This window comes from Pseudomonas sp. efr-133-TYG-103a, assembly GCF_030209235.1.
GTDB lineage: Bacteria > Pseudomonadota > Gammaproteobacteria > Pseudomonadales > Pseudomonadaceae > Aquipseudomonas.
Window position 1 is genome coordinate 28,668 of the sequence record NZ_JARVSK010000026.1, and the last position, 15,381, is coordinate 44,048.

Sequence of the window (15,381 nt, forward strand, 5' to 3'; positions counted from 1 at the left end):
GTTGCAGGGAATAAGTAATGAAAGGTCAGAACACTCTTGATGTTGCAGCCCGCTTCGGCGAGTTATTGACAGTCGTTGTGATTACACACAACCGGCCAGCCTTCCTGCGCCGTGCGCTGCGCTACTACAGCACGCTGCCGTGCCGCGTGCTGGTGCTGGACTCGTCGACCGAAAAACTGGTTGCCGAAGACTATCCCCGCTTCGACTACCAGCACCTGCCCCAGTTTGCGTATTGGGGCATCCAGGCCAAGCTCGACCACGGCATCAAGCAGGTCAGGACGCCTTACATGGTGTTCGCGTCCGACGATGACTTCACCGTTCATCAAGCCCTGTTCGACAGCGTGGCATTCCTTGAAGCCAACGCCGATTACAGCCTGTGCCACGGCTATTGCCTGATGTATGCGGCCCATGCCAACAGCGTCAATTACCTGCGTCGCGACAAGAAAGTCCGCGAGGATTACGACGATGAACTCGCCCAGGACCGCATTCTCGGTTATCTCAGCGAGTACATCCCGCCGTTCTATGCCGTGATCCGCACAGCACTGATGCGCGACTGGTACGAGCTGCTGCCTGAGAAGACTCCGTTCGAATGGATGGAAGTCGGCCATGCCTACTACATGCTGGCGAACGGCAAGGCGCGCATTCTGCCGATTCCCTATGTCGTGCGTGAAATCACGCTCGGCTACTCGGATCACAACACCGAGGTCTACACCAAGATCACCCGTGAAGACCCGGCAACAGTGGCCGAGCGCGACGCGTTCGCGGAGTTTCTCGCCGGGTTGCCTACCGGTATCACCGGCCTGGATCGTCAGCAGACCAAGCAGCTGGCACTGAACAGTTTCGAGACGCTGTCCGCCAGTCTGCGCAACGCCGTCGGGCTGACCGCCGAGCACATCTTCAACTCGACCTGGACGGACACCGAAAACGGCCCGACGCGCGTCTTCGGCCCGCGCCAGTACGTCGAGATGCCGTTCTACAACCAGACGTTCTTCGATCAACTGACCGAATACGAATTCCTGATCCACGCCATGCCGGCCGGTCGTTTGCAGCTCGAGGAGCTCGAAGGCGTATGGGTGCGTCAGGAAGCGTTGCTGCAGACCCACGGAAACGATGTGCCCGAAACGGTCTTGAACCGCCTGTGGGCCGCGATGGACCTGAATCCGTTCAACCGCCGAGTGGTCAACCGGCTGGCGCAGCTGTTGACTCAGCAAGGCGAGGAGCACGCGCCCGCCATGGCTGCCTGGGCCGACAAGCTGGCCGCCGCGCCGCACTACGACAGCCGCGCGCGTCTGGATGCCACGGCGTCCGGCAAGATCCTCAACTGGCTGCCAACGCGCAGTCCTGATGCCGCTCAGGTTCCGGCGATCGCCGATTACCTGGCGGCCAAAGCCGGCGGACCTCAGTTCGGCCTGTTGCTGCTGGATCTCGACAGCGACATGGACAAGCTGCAAGTGACCCTCGACAGCCTGGTCGAAGGCCACAGCAAGGCCTTCCGTATCGTGGTGTTTACCACCGGCGAGCTGCCGACCTCTACCACGCTGAACAACACGTTGCACTTCATCAAGGTCACCACCGGCAACTACGTCGACAAGATCAATCAGGCAGCACGCCAGATGAACTGCGACTGGCTGATGCTGGCCCAGGTGGGCGATGTGTTCACCCCGGCCGGATTGCTGCGCGCCAGCCTGGAGTTGCTCAATGCGGAAGGCGTGCGCGCGGTCTGCGCCGATGAAATCCAGCGTCTGGAAAATGGCTCGCTGGTGCATGCATTCCGTCCGGGCATCAACCTGGATCTGCTGCAGAGCGTGCCGACGCTGATGTCGCGCCACTGGCTGATCCGCCGCGAGGTGTTTGTCGAAGCCGGCGGTTATTCGGCCGATTACAAAGACGCGCTGGAATTCGACCTGCTGCTCAAGATCATCGAGCAGGGTGGCCTGGCGGGCCTGGCGCACCTGGACGAGCCGTTGCTCATCAGCGACGCGCCCAAGCTTGAAGAAAACGCCCATGAGCGCATGACCCTGATCCGCCACCTGAGTACCCGCGGGTACAAGGCACTGGTGACCTCCGGTCAGCCGGGTACGCTGCAGGTCGATTACCGTCACGCCGAGCGCCCGCTGGTGTCGATCATCGTGCACGGCTCTGCCGACCTCGCGTCGTTGCAACGTTGCGTGACGAGCATCTTCCAGCGCACCCGTTACAGCGGGTATGAAGTGCTGGTTTCCGTCGATCAGCGCACCTCGGCGCCGGCCCTTGAATGGCTGGCCGCGCAGGAAAAGACCTCCAGTCGCGTGCGCGTCGTCCGCAGCACGGACGACCGCGTCGGTTCCGCGCGGCTGAACGAAGTCGTGGCGCAGGCCAAGGGCGACTTCCTGGTGTTGCTGGCCGCCGATGCCGAGATCGTCAACCCGAACTGGCTGGGCACGCTGCTCAATAAAGGCTTGCGTCCGGAAGTCGGCGTGGTCGGCGCCAAGCTCATCGACATCTACGGCAATATCACCCAAGCGGGCCTGATCCTGGGCTTGAACGGCGGCGTGCATTCTCCCTTCGTCGGCGAGGACAAAAACGCGGTCGGTTACATGCAGCGTCTGGTCGTCGAGCAGAATTTCAGCGCCGTGTCCGGCGTGTGCCTGATGGTTCGCAAAGAACTGTTCGATGCTGCCGGTGGTCTCGATACAGAGCAGTTCAACGATGCCTACGCTGATGTCGACCTGTGCCTGAAACTCGGCCAGGCCGGGTATCTGACCGTGTGGACGCCGCAAGTGCAGATCATTCATCCGGGCACGCTGCCTGAGGCGCCCGAAGCGCTGGACGCCCTGAAAGGCAAATGGGCCGGCACGTTCGCTCAGGACCTGGCCTACAACAAGAACCTGTCCCTGACCGGCAAAGGGTTCAGCCTTGGCGATGCCAGCAGCGTAAGCTGGGAGCCGTTGCTCGCTTAAGGCGACACAGGAAGGACGCAGTCATGTTCAACGGTAAATCAGTGTTCATCTCAGGCGCGACCGGCTCGTTCGGTCGCCAGTTCATCCGCACGCTGCTGGCGCGTTATCAGCCCCGGCGCGTGGTGGTGTTCTCCCGCGATGAGCTCAAGCAGTACGAGATGCAACAGGAATTCAACGCGCCGTGCATGCGTTATTTTCTGGGTGATGTGCGCGATGCCGAGCGTCTTCAGCAAGGCATGCGCGGCATCGATTACGTGGTGCATGCGGCGGCGCTCAAGCATGTGCCGGCGGCGGAGTACAACCCCACCGAGTTCATTCGCACCAACGTCAATGGCGCCGAGAACATCATCGCGGCGGCCATTGCCAACGGCGTGAAGAAAGTGATCGCGCTGTCCACCGACAAGGCGGCCAGCCCGATCAACCTGTACGGCGCCACCAAGCTGCTGTCCGACAAACTGTTCGTTGCCGCCAACAACATCGGCGGCGAAGAGCAGACGCGTTTCGCCGTGGTGCGCTACGGCAACGTCGCTGGATCGCGGGGCTCCATCGTGCCGTTCTTCAACAAACTGATCGCGGGCGGCGCTCACGAGTTGCCGATCACCGATCCGCGCATGACCCGGTTCTGGATCACCCTGGATCACGGCGTCGATTTCGTGATGCAGAGCTTCGAGCGCATGCACGGCGGCGAAGTGTTCGTACCGAAGATTCCATCGGTGCGCATCGTCGACCTGGCCCAGGCCATGGCCGCCGATCTGCCGCACAAAATCGTCGGCATCCGGCCCGGTGAAAAGCTGCACGAGCTGATGGTGCCGCAGGACGATGCGCGCATGACGCTGGAGTTCGGCGATCACTACACCATCGTGCCGTCGATCCGTTTCAACAACGTGGACACCGATTTCGCCACCGATGCCACGGGCGAAAAAGGCCAGGCGGTGAGTGATGACTTCGAGTATCGCTCGGACACCAACCCCGAGTTTCTCTCGGTCCGCCAGATCGGCGAGCTGCATGCCGACGTCAAGCCATGATTCCGTATGGCAAGCAGAGCCTTGATCAGGCGGACATCGATGCCGTGGTCGAGGTGCTCAAGTCCGACTGGCTGACCCAGGGGCCGACCATCGAACGTTTCGAAGCGGCGATGGCGCAGCGCTGTGAAGCGGGCTATGGCGTTGCGGTGTGCAACGCAACGGCGGCGCTGCACATTGCCTGTCTGGCAGCGGGGCTGGGGCAGGGCGACCGACTCTGGACCAGCCCCAACACCTTTCTTGCATCAGCCAACTGCGGGCGTTACTGCGGGGCCGATGTCGATTTCGTCGACATCGATCCGCTCACCTGGAACATCGACGTGGACGCGCTGGCGCTCAAGCTTGAGGCCGCCGAACGTGATGCAACGCTGCCCAAAGTGCTGGTCGCGGTGGCGTTCTCCGGACAGAGCTGCGACATGCGCCGGATCGCGGCGCTGTCGCGTCGTTACGGTTTCGTGGTCATCGAAGACGCCTCCCACGCAGTCGGCGCACGGTACGCAGGACGGCCGGTGGGCTGTGGTAAGTTCGCTGACATGACGGTGTTCAGCTTCCACCCGGTGAAAATCGTCACCACCGGGGAGGGCGGGCTGGTGCTGACCAATCGCGCCGAGCTGGCCGAGCGTTTACAGCGCCTGCGCAGCCACGGCATGACCCGCGATCCGGCGCACATGGACCAACCGAGCCACGGCCCCTGGTACTACCAGCAGATCGAGCTGGGTTTCAATTACCGCATCACCGACATGCAGGCGGCGCTCGGCCTGTCCCAGCTGAACAAGCTCGACGGGTTTCTCGCCCGACGTCGCCAGCTTGCCGAGCGCTATCAGACGCGACTGGCGGGCCTTGCCTTGCAACTGCCGACGTCCGAGCCCGACGCCGAGTCGGCGTGGCACCTGTATGTGGTGCGTCTGCAGACTGCGCGCCTGCGCCTGAGTCACCGCGAAGTGTTCGAGGGCTTGCGCGAGGCGGGCGTCGGGGTCAACCTTCACTACATCCCGGTGCATCTGCAGCCGTATTATCGCGACCTTGGATTTCGCCCCGGCGATTTTCCGCAGGCCGAGGCCTATTACCACGAGGCCATCAGCCTTCCGCTGTTTCCGGCGATGACTGACGAACAACACGATTTTGTGATCGACCAGCTCAAGCGACTGTTGGTCGAATCTGACTGAATGGAATGCGCATGCGCGAGCTGACCGAACACGAGCGACTCTGGCAGGGAAAGAAGGTCGGGAGCGCCCTGGCGGTCATTCCCGCGCGTGGCGGCAGCCAGCGCATTCCCGGCAAGAACATCAAACCCTTCAACGGCGAACCGATGATCGCGCGGTCCATCCGCGTGGCGTTGAACAGCGGCCTGTTCGATCAGGTCATCGTCAGCACTGACGACGAGCGCATCGCCGAGGTCGCCCGCGCTTACGGTGCCGACGTGCCGTTCATGCGCCCGGCCGAACTTGCCGATGCCCACACCGGCACCGTCGCCGTCATCCAGCACGCCATTGGCACGGTGCAGCAGCGCTTCGATTACACCTGCTGCCTCTACGCGACAGCGCCGTTGCTGCAAGCGCGTTTTCTGCGCCAGGGGCTGGACGCGTTGCACGGCGCGCCGGACAAGTCCTTCGCGTTTGCGGTGTCCAGCTTCGGCTTCCCGGTGCAGCGCGCGTTGACCATCAACGAGCAGGGCAGCCTGCAGGCGTTGTACCCGGAGTTTCGCAACGTGCGCTCGCAGGATCTGCCCGCCGCTTACCAGGATGCGGCGCAGTTCTACTGGGGGCGCAGCGAGGCCTGGTTGCGTGGCGACGCGGTTTACTCGGACCTGAGCCTGCCAGTGGTCCTGCCCCGGCATCTGGTGCAGGACATCGATGAGCCGCAGGACTGGTTGCGCGCCGAATACCTTTATGCAGCCCTCAAGGCTGGCGGAGAACTGGACTGATGCGTGTACTGATCCGCGCCGATGCCTCGATGACCATCGGCAGCGGCCATATCGCCCGCTGCGTGACCCTGGCCAACGTGCTGCGTCGCGACGGCGCCGATGTGCGCTTCGCCTGTCGACAACTGCCGGGGCATCTGCTTCAGCGGCTGGCCGAGCAGTCGTTCATCACCTATCCGCTGCCTGAACGCTATGAGCAGGAGTCGCAAGGCGCAACCATCGAGTCTTTCCTGCCCTGGCAGGAGGATATCGACGCTCTCGCGGCACAAGTGGGTGACGTGGCGAAATTCGACTGGCTGATCGTCGATCACTACGGTCTGGACGCGCGCTGGGAAAATGCCGCACGGCCCTTCGCCAAACGGCTGATGGCGATCGACGATCTGGCCAACCGACCGCACGCGGTCGATGTACTGCTGGACCAAAACTACACCGCTCAGGCGCTGGACACGCCTTACGCCCGATGGATTGACGCGCGATGCCAGACCTTTCTCGGCCCGCGTTTCGCCTTGATGCGCGATGAGTTTCAGTGCGAGCCCATCCCGATCAGGCCGAAGGTTGAGCGGGTGTTGGTGAACTTCGGTGGTTTCGATGCGGCGGGGCAGGTCTATGCCACGATGCTGGCGCTGCAGGGATTTGCCGATTTGCAGGTGGATTTCGTCGCCGGCCTGCACAACCCGCACTGGCAGACGATGAGTGCTCGGGTGGACGCCCATCCGGGCTGGCGCTTGTACACCCAGGTCAGCGACTTTTTTTCGCTGATGCAGCAGGCCGATCTGTTCATTGGCGCAGGCGGCGGAACCACTTGGGAGCGAGCGGCGCTGGGTTTGCCGACCCTTTGCATTTCCGTGGCCAATAATCAGCAGCTCAATGCGCAACTGCTCGCCGATGCAGGCGTGCACCTGTATCTGGGCCCTCACCAGGACCTGGCGCCGCAGCGGCTGACCTCGGCCGTAGCGAATTTGCGCGATGATCCTGCGCTGCGTCAGGCGTACGCCGACCGTTCCCGCGCGCTGGTGGACGGTCGCGGGGCCAGACGCATCGCTGATGCGTTGGCCGCAGCTGCCGATAACTGACGGACAGGGCAGGGCGCGCGGCGCACTGCCCGACATATTTTTCTGACCGGCGTGCTGCCGGTCGAGCGTCATTGCACGAGTGAGCGACGATGAGTCAATTCAAGATCGGATCGCGGACGGTCGGTCCCGATGCCCCGCCTTTCATCATTGCCGAGATGAGCGGCAACCATAACCAGTCGCTGGAGCAGGCGCTGCGCATCGTCGAAGCGGCGGCCAAGGCGGGCGCCCACGCGCTGAAGCTGCAGACCTACACCGCCGACACGATGACGCTGGACATCGCCGAAGGCGAGTTCTTCATCAAGGACCCGAACAGCCTGTGGGCGGGCACGTCGCTGTACGCGTTATATGAGCAGGCGCACACGCCATGGGAATGGCACGCACCGATTTTCGCCCGTGCCCGCGAGCTGGGCCTGCTGGCGTTTTCCACGCCGTTCGACGAGACCGCCGTGGACTTCCTGGAAAGCCTCAATGTGCCGGCCTACAAGATCGCCAGCTTCGAAAACACCGACATCCCGCTGATCCGCAAAGTGGCGGCGACCGGCAAGCCGATGATCATTTCCACCGGCATGGCCAGCGTCGCCGAGCTCGATGAGAGCGTGCGCGCCGCGCGGCAAGCGGGCTGCAAGGATCTGGTCCTGCTCAAGTGCACCAGCACGTATCCGGCCACGCCGATCAACAGCCATATCCGCACGATCCCGCATCTGGCCGGGCTGTTCGGCTGCCAGGTCGGGCTGTCCGATCACACCATGGGCGTCGGCGTCTCCGTGGCCGCGGTGGCGATGGGCGCGACGGTCATCGAAAAGCACTTCACCCTCGACCGGGCCGAAGGCGGCGTGGACGCCAGTTTCTCGCTGGAACCTGCGGAAATGGCCAGTCTGGTCACTGAAACCGAACGTGCCTGGCAAGGCCTGGGTCACGTGCAGTACGGCGCCACCCAGGCAGAACAGAAGTCGCTGCAATACCGTCGTTCGCTCTACGTAGTGCGCGACATCGCCGAAGGCGAAGCCTTCAGCAAGGACAATGTGCGCGCCATCCGGCCGGGGCTGGGGCTTGCGCCCAAACACATCGATGCCGTACTCGGTCGCAAGGCCCGGCACGCGTTGATACGTGGCACGGCATTGAGCTGGGATGCGATCGGCTGACGCGCAAGGGGCCTGCGCCGTAGCGCAATGCGCTTGCGCCACAATCGCGTGACATCTTCATGTCAATTGCCTGTCTGAAGTCCAATCCGCCCTTGCACAGCACTCATCGGTCAGCTAAAAGCTTGTAAAACTTTTGGTGACCTATGAGTCATAACGGGCATCTTCACTGTATCGTGCTTGCAGGCAGTGAAGGCATCAGGCTGATTCCAGAGACTTTCTGGGCGCGCCGGCGCTTTCCCGTTGCCTTTTTTTCAGGCCTCAAGCCCCAGATTTTTCAATGCCCCGCCTCTGGGCGCCGGGTGATGTTCAGCAGTTTTTTATTGGGAAGCCATGATGATTGGCATTAAAAGCATAGCGAGTTACGTGCCTGCAGCCGGCGTTGACAATTACGCGCAGGGTGCCAAATTCGGGAAGGATGAAGAGTTCATCCTGGGCAAGATCGGTTCTGCTTTTCTGCCACGCAAGGATGACGCTCAGGAAACTTCGGATCTGTGCGTCGAAGCCGCGAACCAGCTGTTCGCCAACAACCCCGGCCTGTCCCGCGACGCCATCGACGTGCTGATCGTCGTCACTCAGAACGGCGACGAGGAAGGGCTGCCGCACACCGCCGCCATCGTTCAGCACAAGCTGGGTCTGACCACCCGCGTGGCCGCGTTCGATATCTCGCTGGGCTGCTCCGGTTACGTCTACGGTATCTATGCGATCAAGGGCTTCATGGAAGCCGCCGGTCTGAAAAACGGCCTGCTGATCACTGCCGACCCCTATTCGAAGATCGTCGACCCTGAAGACCGCAACACCACCATGCTCTTTGGCGACGCCGCCACGGCGACCTGGCTGGGCGAAGACGCGCCGTGGCAGCTGGGCAAATCCATGTTTGGCACCGACGGCTCGGGTGCGGAATTCCTCAAGACCACCGATGGCGCGTTCTTCATGAACGGTCGCCAGGTGTTCAACTTCGCGCTGGTCAAGGTGCCGGCGCATCTGAACGAGCTGCTCAGTGATTCAGGGCTGCAATCGAGCGACATCGATGCCTTCTGCATCCACCAGGGCAGCGCCGCCATCGTCGACGCCGTCGCGCGTCGCTTCGAGGACGGCAAGGCGCCCGAGAAATTCGTCAAGGACATGCTGGAGACCGGCAATACCGTGTCGTCGAGCATTCCGCTGCTGCTCGAAAAGCACGTGCTCAACTCCAGCTGGAAGCGCATCGCGGTCAGTGGTTTCGGCGTCGGGTTGTCATGGGGATCGGCGATCCTTTATCGTCCGTGAACTGAGTCATCCCGAGCGGCGACCTGACCGGCAGGTCGCCGTTTCGTGTCATGCCCGATCATTGAATGGACGTCTTTGATGAGCGACATTTTCCAGCGCAACTGTGCTGTCCTGATGCAGCGTTGGCCGCATGTCATGCAGCGTCTGCTCGCCGAAGAGAGCCTGACGCTCTCCGTCGAACTGCTCGAGGGGCCCAGTCCGACCCTCAGCGTTGGCGGCATCCAGCTCACCAGCCGACACGACCGCATCAAGGAAGCGCAGCAACAGGCGGCAAGCCTGCCGGCAGACAGCCCGCAGTTGCATGTCTACGGCACCGGTCTTGGGGATTTGCAGCGTGTGTTGCTGGCCTCCACAGCCGCCGATCAGGTGCACGTCCACATCCTCAACGGCGCCTTGTTCATGCTGGTGCTGCAGTCGCTGGAGCAGGACGACTGGCTCGACGACCCGCGCATCAGCCTGCATTACGCGGCTGACCATCCTGAAATCCGGCTGCCTTTCTTCGCACTGCCTGCCGAGCTGGTACTCAGCGACGATGCCAATGCGCGCATCCGCGACCGCCTGGTGAGCGAGGTGCATGTCGGCTTCAACAATCAGCCTTTCGATCCCCGTCATCCGGAAAACCGGCGACTGCTGGAGCGGGGCAGGAAACTGCTGGAGTCCGACCCGGACGTCGCGGGCCTGTTCGGCACGCAACCCGGTCGGGACGCGTTCGTCATTGCGACGGGCCCCAGCCTGCAGCGGCACTTGCCGCGCCTGCGAGCGCTGAGTCAGTTGCCGGAGCGGCCGCTGCTGATCTGCGTGGACACCGCGCTGGTCCCGCTGCGCAGGCAAGGCATCGTCCCGGACGTGGTGGTCAGCATCGATCACAACATCACTTCGCGACACCTGCCGCCCGATGAATCGGCCCTCATGACGCTGGTTTACCTGCCGAGAATTGACGCCGAACTGCTCGCCGGCTGGCAAGGGCCGCGTTACGTCGGATATTCGAGCAGCCCGCTGTACGCGGAGATTCGGCAGCAGGTGCCGCGCGCGCAGCTGTTCGTGGCCGGGAGCGTGATCCATCCGGCCATCGATCTGGCGGTGAAGATGGGCGCTGCTCGGATCACTTTGTTCGGGGCGGACTTTGCTTTCCCCGGCGACAAAACCCACACCGGCTGGGACGATGGCGACCTCGGCCCGCAGGTCGGGATATCCCGGCACTGGGTGCACGACGGGCGCGGCGAGAAGGTCAGGACCCAGCTCAACTTTCGCAGCTACCTGATCGAGCTCGAGCGCTATATCGTTCAGCACCCTGAGGTTCGTTTTTTCAACACCAGCCGTGACGGCGCACTGATCGTCGGCACTGAATTCGACCCGGACTGGACCGCGCCATGATTTCCGAAGCCCGCATCGTCAGCGATGCCCAGCAGTGTGCTTTGCTGTTCCGCCTGGGCCGCGACATCGAGGCGGCGCTCAAGACGGTCGAGCTCATCGAGGCCGCCATGCCCCTGATCGTCCAGCGCCCTTTACCGGCGCAGCAGGCGTGGGCGCAGGTGTTGAGCGCGATACTTGCCTGTCAGGAGCGGCAAGACTGGATCGGCGTCGCGGACTGGCTGGAATATGAGTGGGTAACGCTCGTCGGTCCGGACCCTTCGGCGCACGCGCCTGGCGCGCCCTCCCAATGAGGACATTGCATGCGTAAACAACTCGACATTCCCGTGCTGGGTCGCGAAGGGCTGCTGGATTACACCTCGCGGCAAATCAGCAATCTGCTGCCGGACGGGCGTGATCTGCAGGTGCGCGCGGTGATTGATCAGTACCTGGACGAAGCGCTGGAGCGCCTGCAGGTGTGCATCAACGCCATCAGAGCGTGGAGGCCCGATCAGTTCAGTTACCTGCATTCAACCCAGTACAGTCAGTACCTTTATTTCCTGTCGAACACGATCTGGCGCGACGCACGCGACACTGAAGTGCCGACCAAGCTGTTCTTGCTTAACAAGATGCTCAATGGGCTGGATCTCTTCTACGAGATCAACATGCCGGAGATTTTCCTGATCGGCCATACCACGGGGGTCGTGTTTGCCAAAGCGACTTACGGCAACTACCTGATGGTCCATCAGAACTGCACCGTCGGGAAGAACCACGGCATCGCCCCGGTTCTGGAAGAAGGCGTGTTGCTGTACCCCAACTCAGTGGTGATTGGCGGCTGCCACATCGGCAAGGAAGCCGTCATCGCCCAAGGCGTCAGCGTCATCAACCGTGACGTGTCCCCGGGATGCATCGTATTTGCCGAAGGGCGAGAGCTGGTCGAGAAGCCGGCGAAGCGGCGGATCATCGAGGACTTTTTTCGGCTAGGGTAATTCCCTAAATGAGGCATATCTAAAAACCGTTTTCACTACGGCCAGCTTATACGCTGACCGTAGGCCTCTATGAACCCCGGCACTCGCTTGTAACTCTGCCAAGCGAGTGCGGTTTTTACGGTCAGTCAGTCATCCAGAAACCGAGACGATAGTCGAAGGGTCTTTGCCACTTCCGGGCGTTGACGATCGCTCCGCAGTTATTGTAGCTGGCGGAGCCTACCGCGCTTGTCTCTCTTTTCGCTATTTGCCCATGGCTGGTGTGTCGCCCTGCAAATTTGCAAGTCTTTCCCGAGTCTGATGTGTAGATGACGTTAATATAGCTGCCAGTATCGGGGAAGTTTAGCATCACAGATTGACTTTGGCCCGGCGCGAGAGTGCGAGGAAAGTCTGAAGATGATGTTCTGATTACCTCGTTAGACAGGTTATGGATGTTGACTTCAACGTTTGTTGCGTTGGCAGTGGCGTAGAACAAACACGCAACTACTGCGGCTAGGGGCGGCAAAATTTTTATCATCATTTGCATGATCCTTATTCATTTTAGGTAAAGGCCGTTAATTGCGACCACAATTGGACGTAAGCGTATTCGCTCCTGCCTGGGAAGATGGACGTTTCCTATCGCATCGTAGGATATTTCTCTGTCGATTACTTTGTTGTGATGAAATTTTTGATGTGTCTTGTTGTTGGGATGGGCAAAAGTTAATTTTCATTGCGCTAAATGATGTCAGTTGTTCCTTGGACGCTTTTGGCTGTGCGATATTTTGACCCCTACATATGTAGTGCTGGCTATCTGGAAGTTAAGAAGTTTTTTTATTTTTTTATAAAGGGTCGTGCTTCATCGTCGATAAAGAAGTTGTAGGTTTTCCGGGAGAAATGGACTTCCCCGTTTTGCTGAAAGCCTGCCGTTTCTATCAACGAGGGAATTCAACATGGCTTTAACCGTACATACCAACAACGCATCGCTGTCTGTTCAGCGAAACCTGAACCGCTCTTCTGATGCCGTTAGCCTTTCCATGTCGCGCCTGTCTTCCGGGCTCAGAATCAACACCGCCAAGGATGATGCCGCGGGTTTGCAAGTCGCCAACCGGCTGACCATGCAGGTTCGAGGTTTGACGGTGGCGGCGCAGAACGCCAACGACGGTATTTCCATCGCCCAGACTGCCGAGGGCGCGATGAAGCAGATGACCGATATCCTCTTCCGGATGCGCGATTTGGGGATACAGGCGAAAAACGGGAATTACGATGATAAATCGCGCAGTGCGATGAACAAAGAATTCCAGGAGATGACTGAAGAACTGACGCGTATTTCCAAGGACACCAAGTTTGGCAGTGGGCTCAGACTATTGGATGGTTCCGCCGGATCGCTCACTTTTCATGTCGGTGCCAACACCGGACCGAGTGAGGAAATCAATATCAGCCTCGACCGGGACATGTCAGCTCAAGCGCTGATGAGACCCACGACCGCCATCGCGGCGGAGCAGGCGGTACCTGGAAAGACGACAGGTTCCAAGGGTGTGAAAGCCGGTGAATATGTTCCGTTGTCCATTGATGGCACCGGACATCGAAACACGTCCACATCATTTACGGCCGATGCTGCGCTCACTGCCGATGTAACGGCCAAAGAGACTGATCTGACAGCGGCCGAGAGCGCACTGGCAGCACTGCCGGCCGGTTCATTGCAAGTTGACATTGATAAGGCGAATCAGGAGGTGGCTGATAAAAGCCAGGCGTTGGCAGTGGCAAAAGCTGCCGTAGATCTGGACCTCAAGGCACAGCACGCGCTTAACGACAAGGCCAAGGCCGACAATATCGATTTCGTGATCAACATTGTCACCCACGCCATCACCCAGATCGACGATGCGACCGCCGAACTGGGCGCCAAGCAAAATCGTCTGGCCGCCACCATCGCGAACATCAGCAACGTCGTGCAGAACGTATCGGTCTCCCGCGGCCGCATACTGGATGTCGATTTCGCTGCCGAGACGGCGGAAATGACCAAACAACAAACCCTCCAACAAGCCTCGACCGCCATCCTGGCACAGGCCAATCAGCTGCCGGCGGCGGTGCTCAAGCTGCTGCAGTGAGGCCTTAGCGCTAATCGGAGTCATGCATGAAAGGGGCGCGCCCACAGGCGCGTCCTGCCAAAAATCGTTGGAAATAAAGGGCTTAGCGTCTGGATTAAAGCTTGGGCAGGTCGGGCCGAAACGCTGTGTAACCCCCGTCAAAAGCAGGGGTGGCGCTCTGGTGGCAAAAAATTTTCAAAAAGGCCTCAAGCTCCTTGCAACCACGACGATAAACATTACGAAGGTTCTCTAGGCCACACCCGGCGGTTGCCAGGGCCGGAAAGCCGCAGCACCCAACCAACGAGGAATTCATCATGTCTTTAAGCGTAAACACTAACGTTGCCTCCCTGGCTGTTCAGAAGAACCTGGGCCGCTCCTCCGATGCTCTGGCAACCTCGATGACCCGTCTGTCTTCCGGCCTGAAAATCAACAGCGCCAAAGACGACGCCGCTGGCCTGCAGATCGCTACCCGCGAAACTTCGCAAATCCGTGGTCAGACTGTAGCAATCAAGAACGCCAACGACGGTATCTCGATGGCTCAGACCGCTGAGGGCGCTCTGCAAGAGTCCACCAACATTCTGCAACGTATGCGTGAACTGGCTGTTCAGTCGCGAAACGACACCAACGGTTCTGCTGACCGTACCGCTCTGAACGCTGAATTCGCTCAGATGTCGGACGAACTGACCCGTATCGCCAAATCCACCAACCTGAACGGCAAGAACCTGCTGGACGGTTCGGCTGGCACCATGACTCTGCAGGTAGGTTCGGACGTAGGTTCGGCTAACCAGATCAGCCTGACCCTGAGCAAGAACTTCGACGCAGCGACCCTGTCGGTTGCCAGCGGTTCGGTTTCGATCTCCGGCACCAGCGCCACTGCTTCGACCAACATCGACAACGCTATCACCGCGATCGACAAAGCGCTGGCTACCATCAACTCCACTCGTGCTGACCTGGGTGCTTCGCAAAACCGTCTGACCAGCACCATCTCCAACCTGCAGAACGTCAACGAAAACGCCACCGCTGCACTGGGCCGTATTCAGGACACCGACTTCGCAGCCGAGACCGCTAACCTGACCAAACAGCAAACTCTGCAACAAGCTTCCACCGCTGTTCTGGCCCAGGCTAACCAACTGCCTTCCGCTGTACTGAAACTGCTTCAGTAATATCGGAATGAGTTTTGGCGGGGGAGTGTGCTTGCGTACTCTCCCGCTTTTTTACTTTGAGAGGTGAGTGGACATGGATATTAGCGCAAAGCTGAACTTGTCTTACGCTGCTGTGCAACCGGTGCCTGTAGTCGCGGAAAAGCCGGCTGCCGTCCCTCAAGTCGTGAATGCCCCGGCTTCGGCCAGCAAGGCGGACACGGCGTCGAGTAAAGACTCAGGATCCGGAGATAACTCGCAGGCGTTGAAAACCGCCGTGCAGGAAATCGAAAAATTCGTTCAGTCGGTGCGACGTAATCTTGAATTCTCTATCGATGAGGCGTCGGGAAAAGTCGTCGTGAAGGTGATTGCCAGTGAAACGGGTGAGGTCGTACGCCAATTGCCGTCCGCCGAGGCCCTGAAGATTGCCGACAGTCTGCAGAACGCACACAGCCTGTTGTTTGACGCAAAAGTTTAAAT

The 15,381-nt window shown here is 60.3% G+C and carries 13 protein-coding genes; all 13 read left to right on the forward strand.

Translation table 11 applies throughout. The features are described 5' to 3' along the window. The first annotated feature begins 17 nt into the window (after positions 1–17). The 13 genes from QRN36_RS21030 to QRN36_RS21090 all read left to right on the forward strand — a co-directional run bounded on the left by QRN36_RS21030 (position 18) and on the right by QRN36_RS21090 (position 15,379). A complete protein-coding gene (locus QRN36_RS21030) occupies positions 18–2,939 on the forward strand; it encodes a TIGR00180 family glycosyltransferase (RefSeq protein WP_285425839.1) in 2,922 nt (973 codons plus the stop codon). Positions 2,940–2,962: 23 nt separating this feature from the next. Beyond that, positions 2,963–3,964 (forward strand): UDP-N-acetylglucosamine 4,6-dehydratase (inverting), encoded by a 1,002-nt coding sequence (gene pseB / locus QRN36_RS21035; protein WP_285425840.1) that lies wholly within the window; start codon positions 2,963–2,965, stop codon positions 3,962–3,964. Continuing rightward, entirely contained in the window at positions 3,961–5,127 is a 1,167-nt protein-coding gene (gene pseC, locus QRN36_RS21040; protein ID WP_285425841.1) for a UDP-4-amino-4,6-dideoxy-N-acetyl-beta-L-altrosamine transaminase, read from the forward strand. Before pseB ends, pseC begins: the two co-directional genes overlap by 4 nt. 11 nt (positions 5,128–5,138) lie before the next feature. Further along, positions 5,139–5,885, forward strand: coding sequence for a pseudaminic acid cytidylyltransferase (pseF, locus tag QRN36_RS21045; protein ID WP_285425842.1), 747 nt, complete (start codon positions 5,139–5,141; stop codon positions 5,883–5,885). Further along, positions 5,885–6,955: a UDP-2,4-diacetamido-2,4,6-trideoxy-beta-L-altropyranose hydrolase gene (gene pseG / locus QRN36_RS21050; RefSeq protein ID WP_285425843.1), complete on the forward strand. Its 1,071-nt coding sequence runs from the start codon at positions 5,885–5,887 to the stop codon at positions 6,953–6,955. The genes pseF and pseG overlap by 1 nt, the downstream gene beginning before the upstream one ends. A gap of 89 nt (positions 6,956–7,044) precedes the next feature. Beyond that, complete coding sequence (gene pseI / locus QRN36_RS21055) at positions 7,045–8,097, forward strand: pseudaminic acid synthase (RefSeq protein ID WP_285425844.1); 1,053 nt, start codon at positions 7,045–7,047, stop codon at positions 8,095–8,097. 333 nt (positions 8,098–8,430) lie between these two features. Continuing rightward, a complete protein-coding gene (locus QRN36_RS21060) occupies positions 8,431–9,363 on the forward strand; it encodes a ketoacyl-ACP synthase III (RefSeq protein ID WP_177182061.1) in 933 nt (310 codons plus the stop codon). Positions 9,364–9,441: 78 nt separating this feature from the next. Further along, positions 9,442–10,737 carry a motility associated factor glycosyltransferase family protein gene (locus tag QRN36_RS21065; protein ID WP_285425845.1) on the forward strand — a complete coding sequence of 432 codons (1,296 nt, stop codon included), beginning with the start codon at positions 9,442–9,444 and terminating at the stop codon, positions 10,735–10,737. After that, positions 10,734–11,027: a hypothetical protein gene (locus tag QRN36_RS21070; RefSeq protein ID WP_285425846.1), complete on the forward strand. Its 294-nt coding sequence runs from the start codon at positions 10,734–10,736 to the stop codon at positions 11,025–11,027. Before QRN36_RS21065 ends, QRN36_RS21070 begins: the two co-directional genes overlap by 4 nt. Before the next feature lie 9 nt (positions 11,028–11,036). Then, positions 11,037–11,702: a hypothetical protein gene (locus tag QRN36_RS21075; protein ID WP_285425847.1), complete on the forward strand. Its 666-nt coding sequence runs from the start codon at positions 11,037–11,039 to the stop codon at positions 11,700–11,702. Between the two features lie 926 nt (positions 11,703–12,628). Then, the gene (locus QRN36_RS21080) at positions 12,629–13,783 is read left to right on the forward strand and encodes a flagellin (RefSeq protein WP_285425848.1); all 1,155 of its coding nucleotides are present in this window, start codon (positions 12,629–12,631) and stop codon (positions 13,781–13,783) included. A 293-nt stretch (positions 13,784–14,076) separates the two neighbouring features. Then, a complete protein-coding gene (locus QRN36_RS21085) occupies positions 14,077–14,925 on the forward strand; it encodes a flagellin domain-containing protein (RefSeq protein ID WP_285425849.1) in 849 nt (282 codons plus the stop codon). Positions 14,926–14,998: 73 nt separating this feature from the next. Then, a complete protein-coding gene (locus tag QRN36_RS21090) occupies positions 14,999–15,379 on the forward strand; it encodes a flagellar protein FlaG (RefSeq protein WP_285425850.1) in 381 nt (126 codons plus the stop codon). The last annotated feature ends 2 nt before the right edge of the window (positions 15,380–15,381 follow it).

Coding starts and splice junctions, on each gene's coding strand:
- QRN36_RS21070 (WP_285425846.1), top strand. CDS start 10,734: ATGATTTCCGAAGCCCGCATCGTCAGCGATGCCCAGCAGTGTGCTTTG.
- pseG (WP_285425843.1), top strand. CDS start 5,885: ATGCGTGTACTGATCCGCGCCGATGCCTCGATGACCATCGGCAGCGGC.
- QRN36_RS21085 (WP_285425849.1), top strand. CDS start 14,077: ATGTCTTTAAGCGTAAACACTAACGTTGCCTCCCTGGCTGTTCAGAAG.
- QRN36_RS21030 (WP_285425839.1), top strand. CDS start 18: ATGAAAGGTCAGAACACTCTTGATGTTGCAGCCCGCTTCGGCGAGTTA.
- QRN36_RS21060 (WP_177182061.1), top strand. CDS start 8,431: ATGATTGGCATTAAAAGCATAGCGAGTTACGTGCCTGCAGCCGGCGTT.
- pseB (WP_285425840.1), top strand. CDS start 2,963: ATGTTCAACGGTAAATCAGTGTTCATCTCAGGCGCGACCGGCTCGTTC.
- pseI (WP_285425844.1), top strand. CDS start 7,045: ATGAGTCAATTCAAGATCGGATCGCGGACGGTCGGTCCCGATGCCCCG.
- pseF (WP_285425842.1), top strand. CDS start 5,139: ATGCGCGAGCTGACCGAACACGAGCGACTCTGGCAGGGAAAGAAGGTC.
- QRN36_RS21075 (WP_285425847.1), top strand. CDS start 11,037: ATGCGTAAACAACTCGACATTCCCGTGCTGGGTCGCGAAGGGCTGCTG.
- pseC (WP_285425841.1), top strand. CDS start 3,961: ATGATTCCGTATGGCAAGCAGAGCCTTGATCAGGCGGACATCGATGCC.
- QRN36_RS21065 (WP_285425845.1), top strand. CDS start 9,442: ATGAGCGACATTTTCCAGCGCAACTGTGCTGTCCTGATGCAGCGTTGG.
- QRN36_RS21080 (WP_285425848.1), top strand. CDS start 12,629: ATGGCTTTAACCGTACATACCAACAACGCATCGCTGTCTGTTCAGCGA.
- QRN36_RS21090 (WP_285425850.1), top strand. CDS start 14,999: ATGGATATTAGCGCAAAGCTGAACTTGTCTTACGCTGCTGTGCAACCG.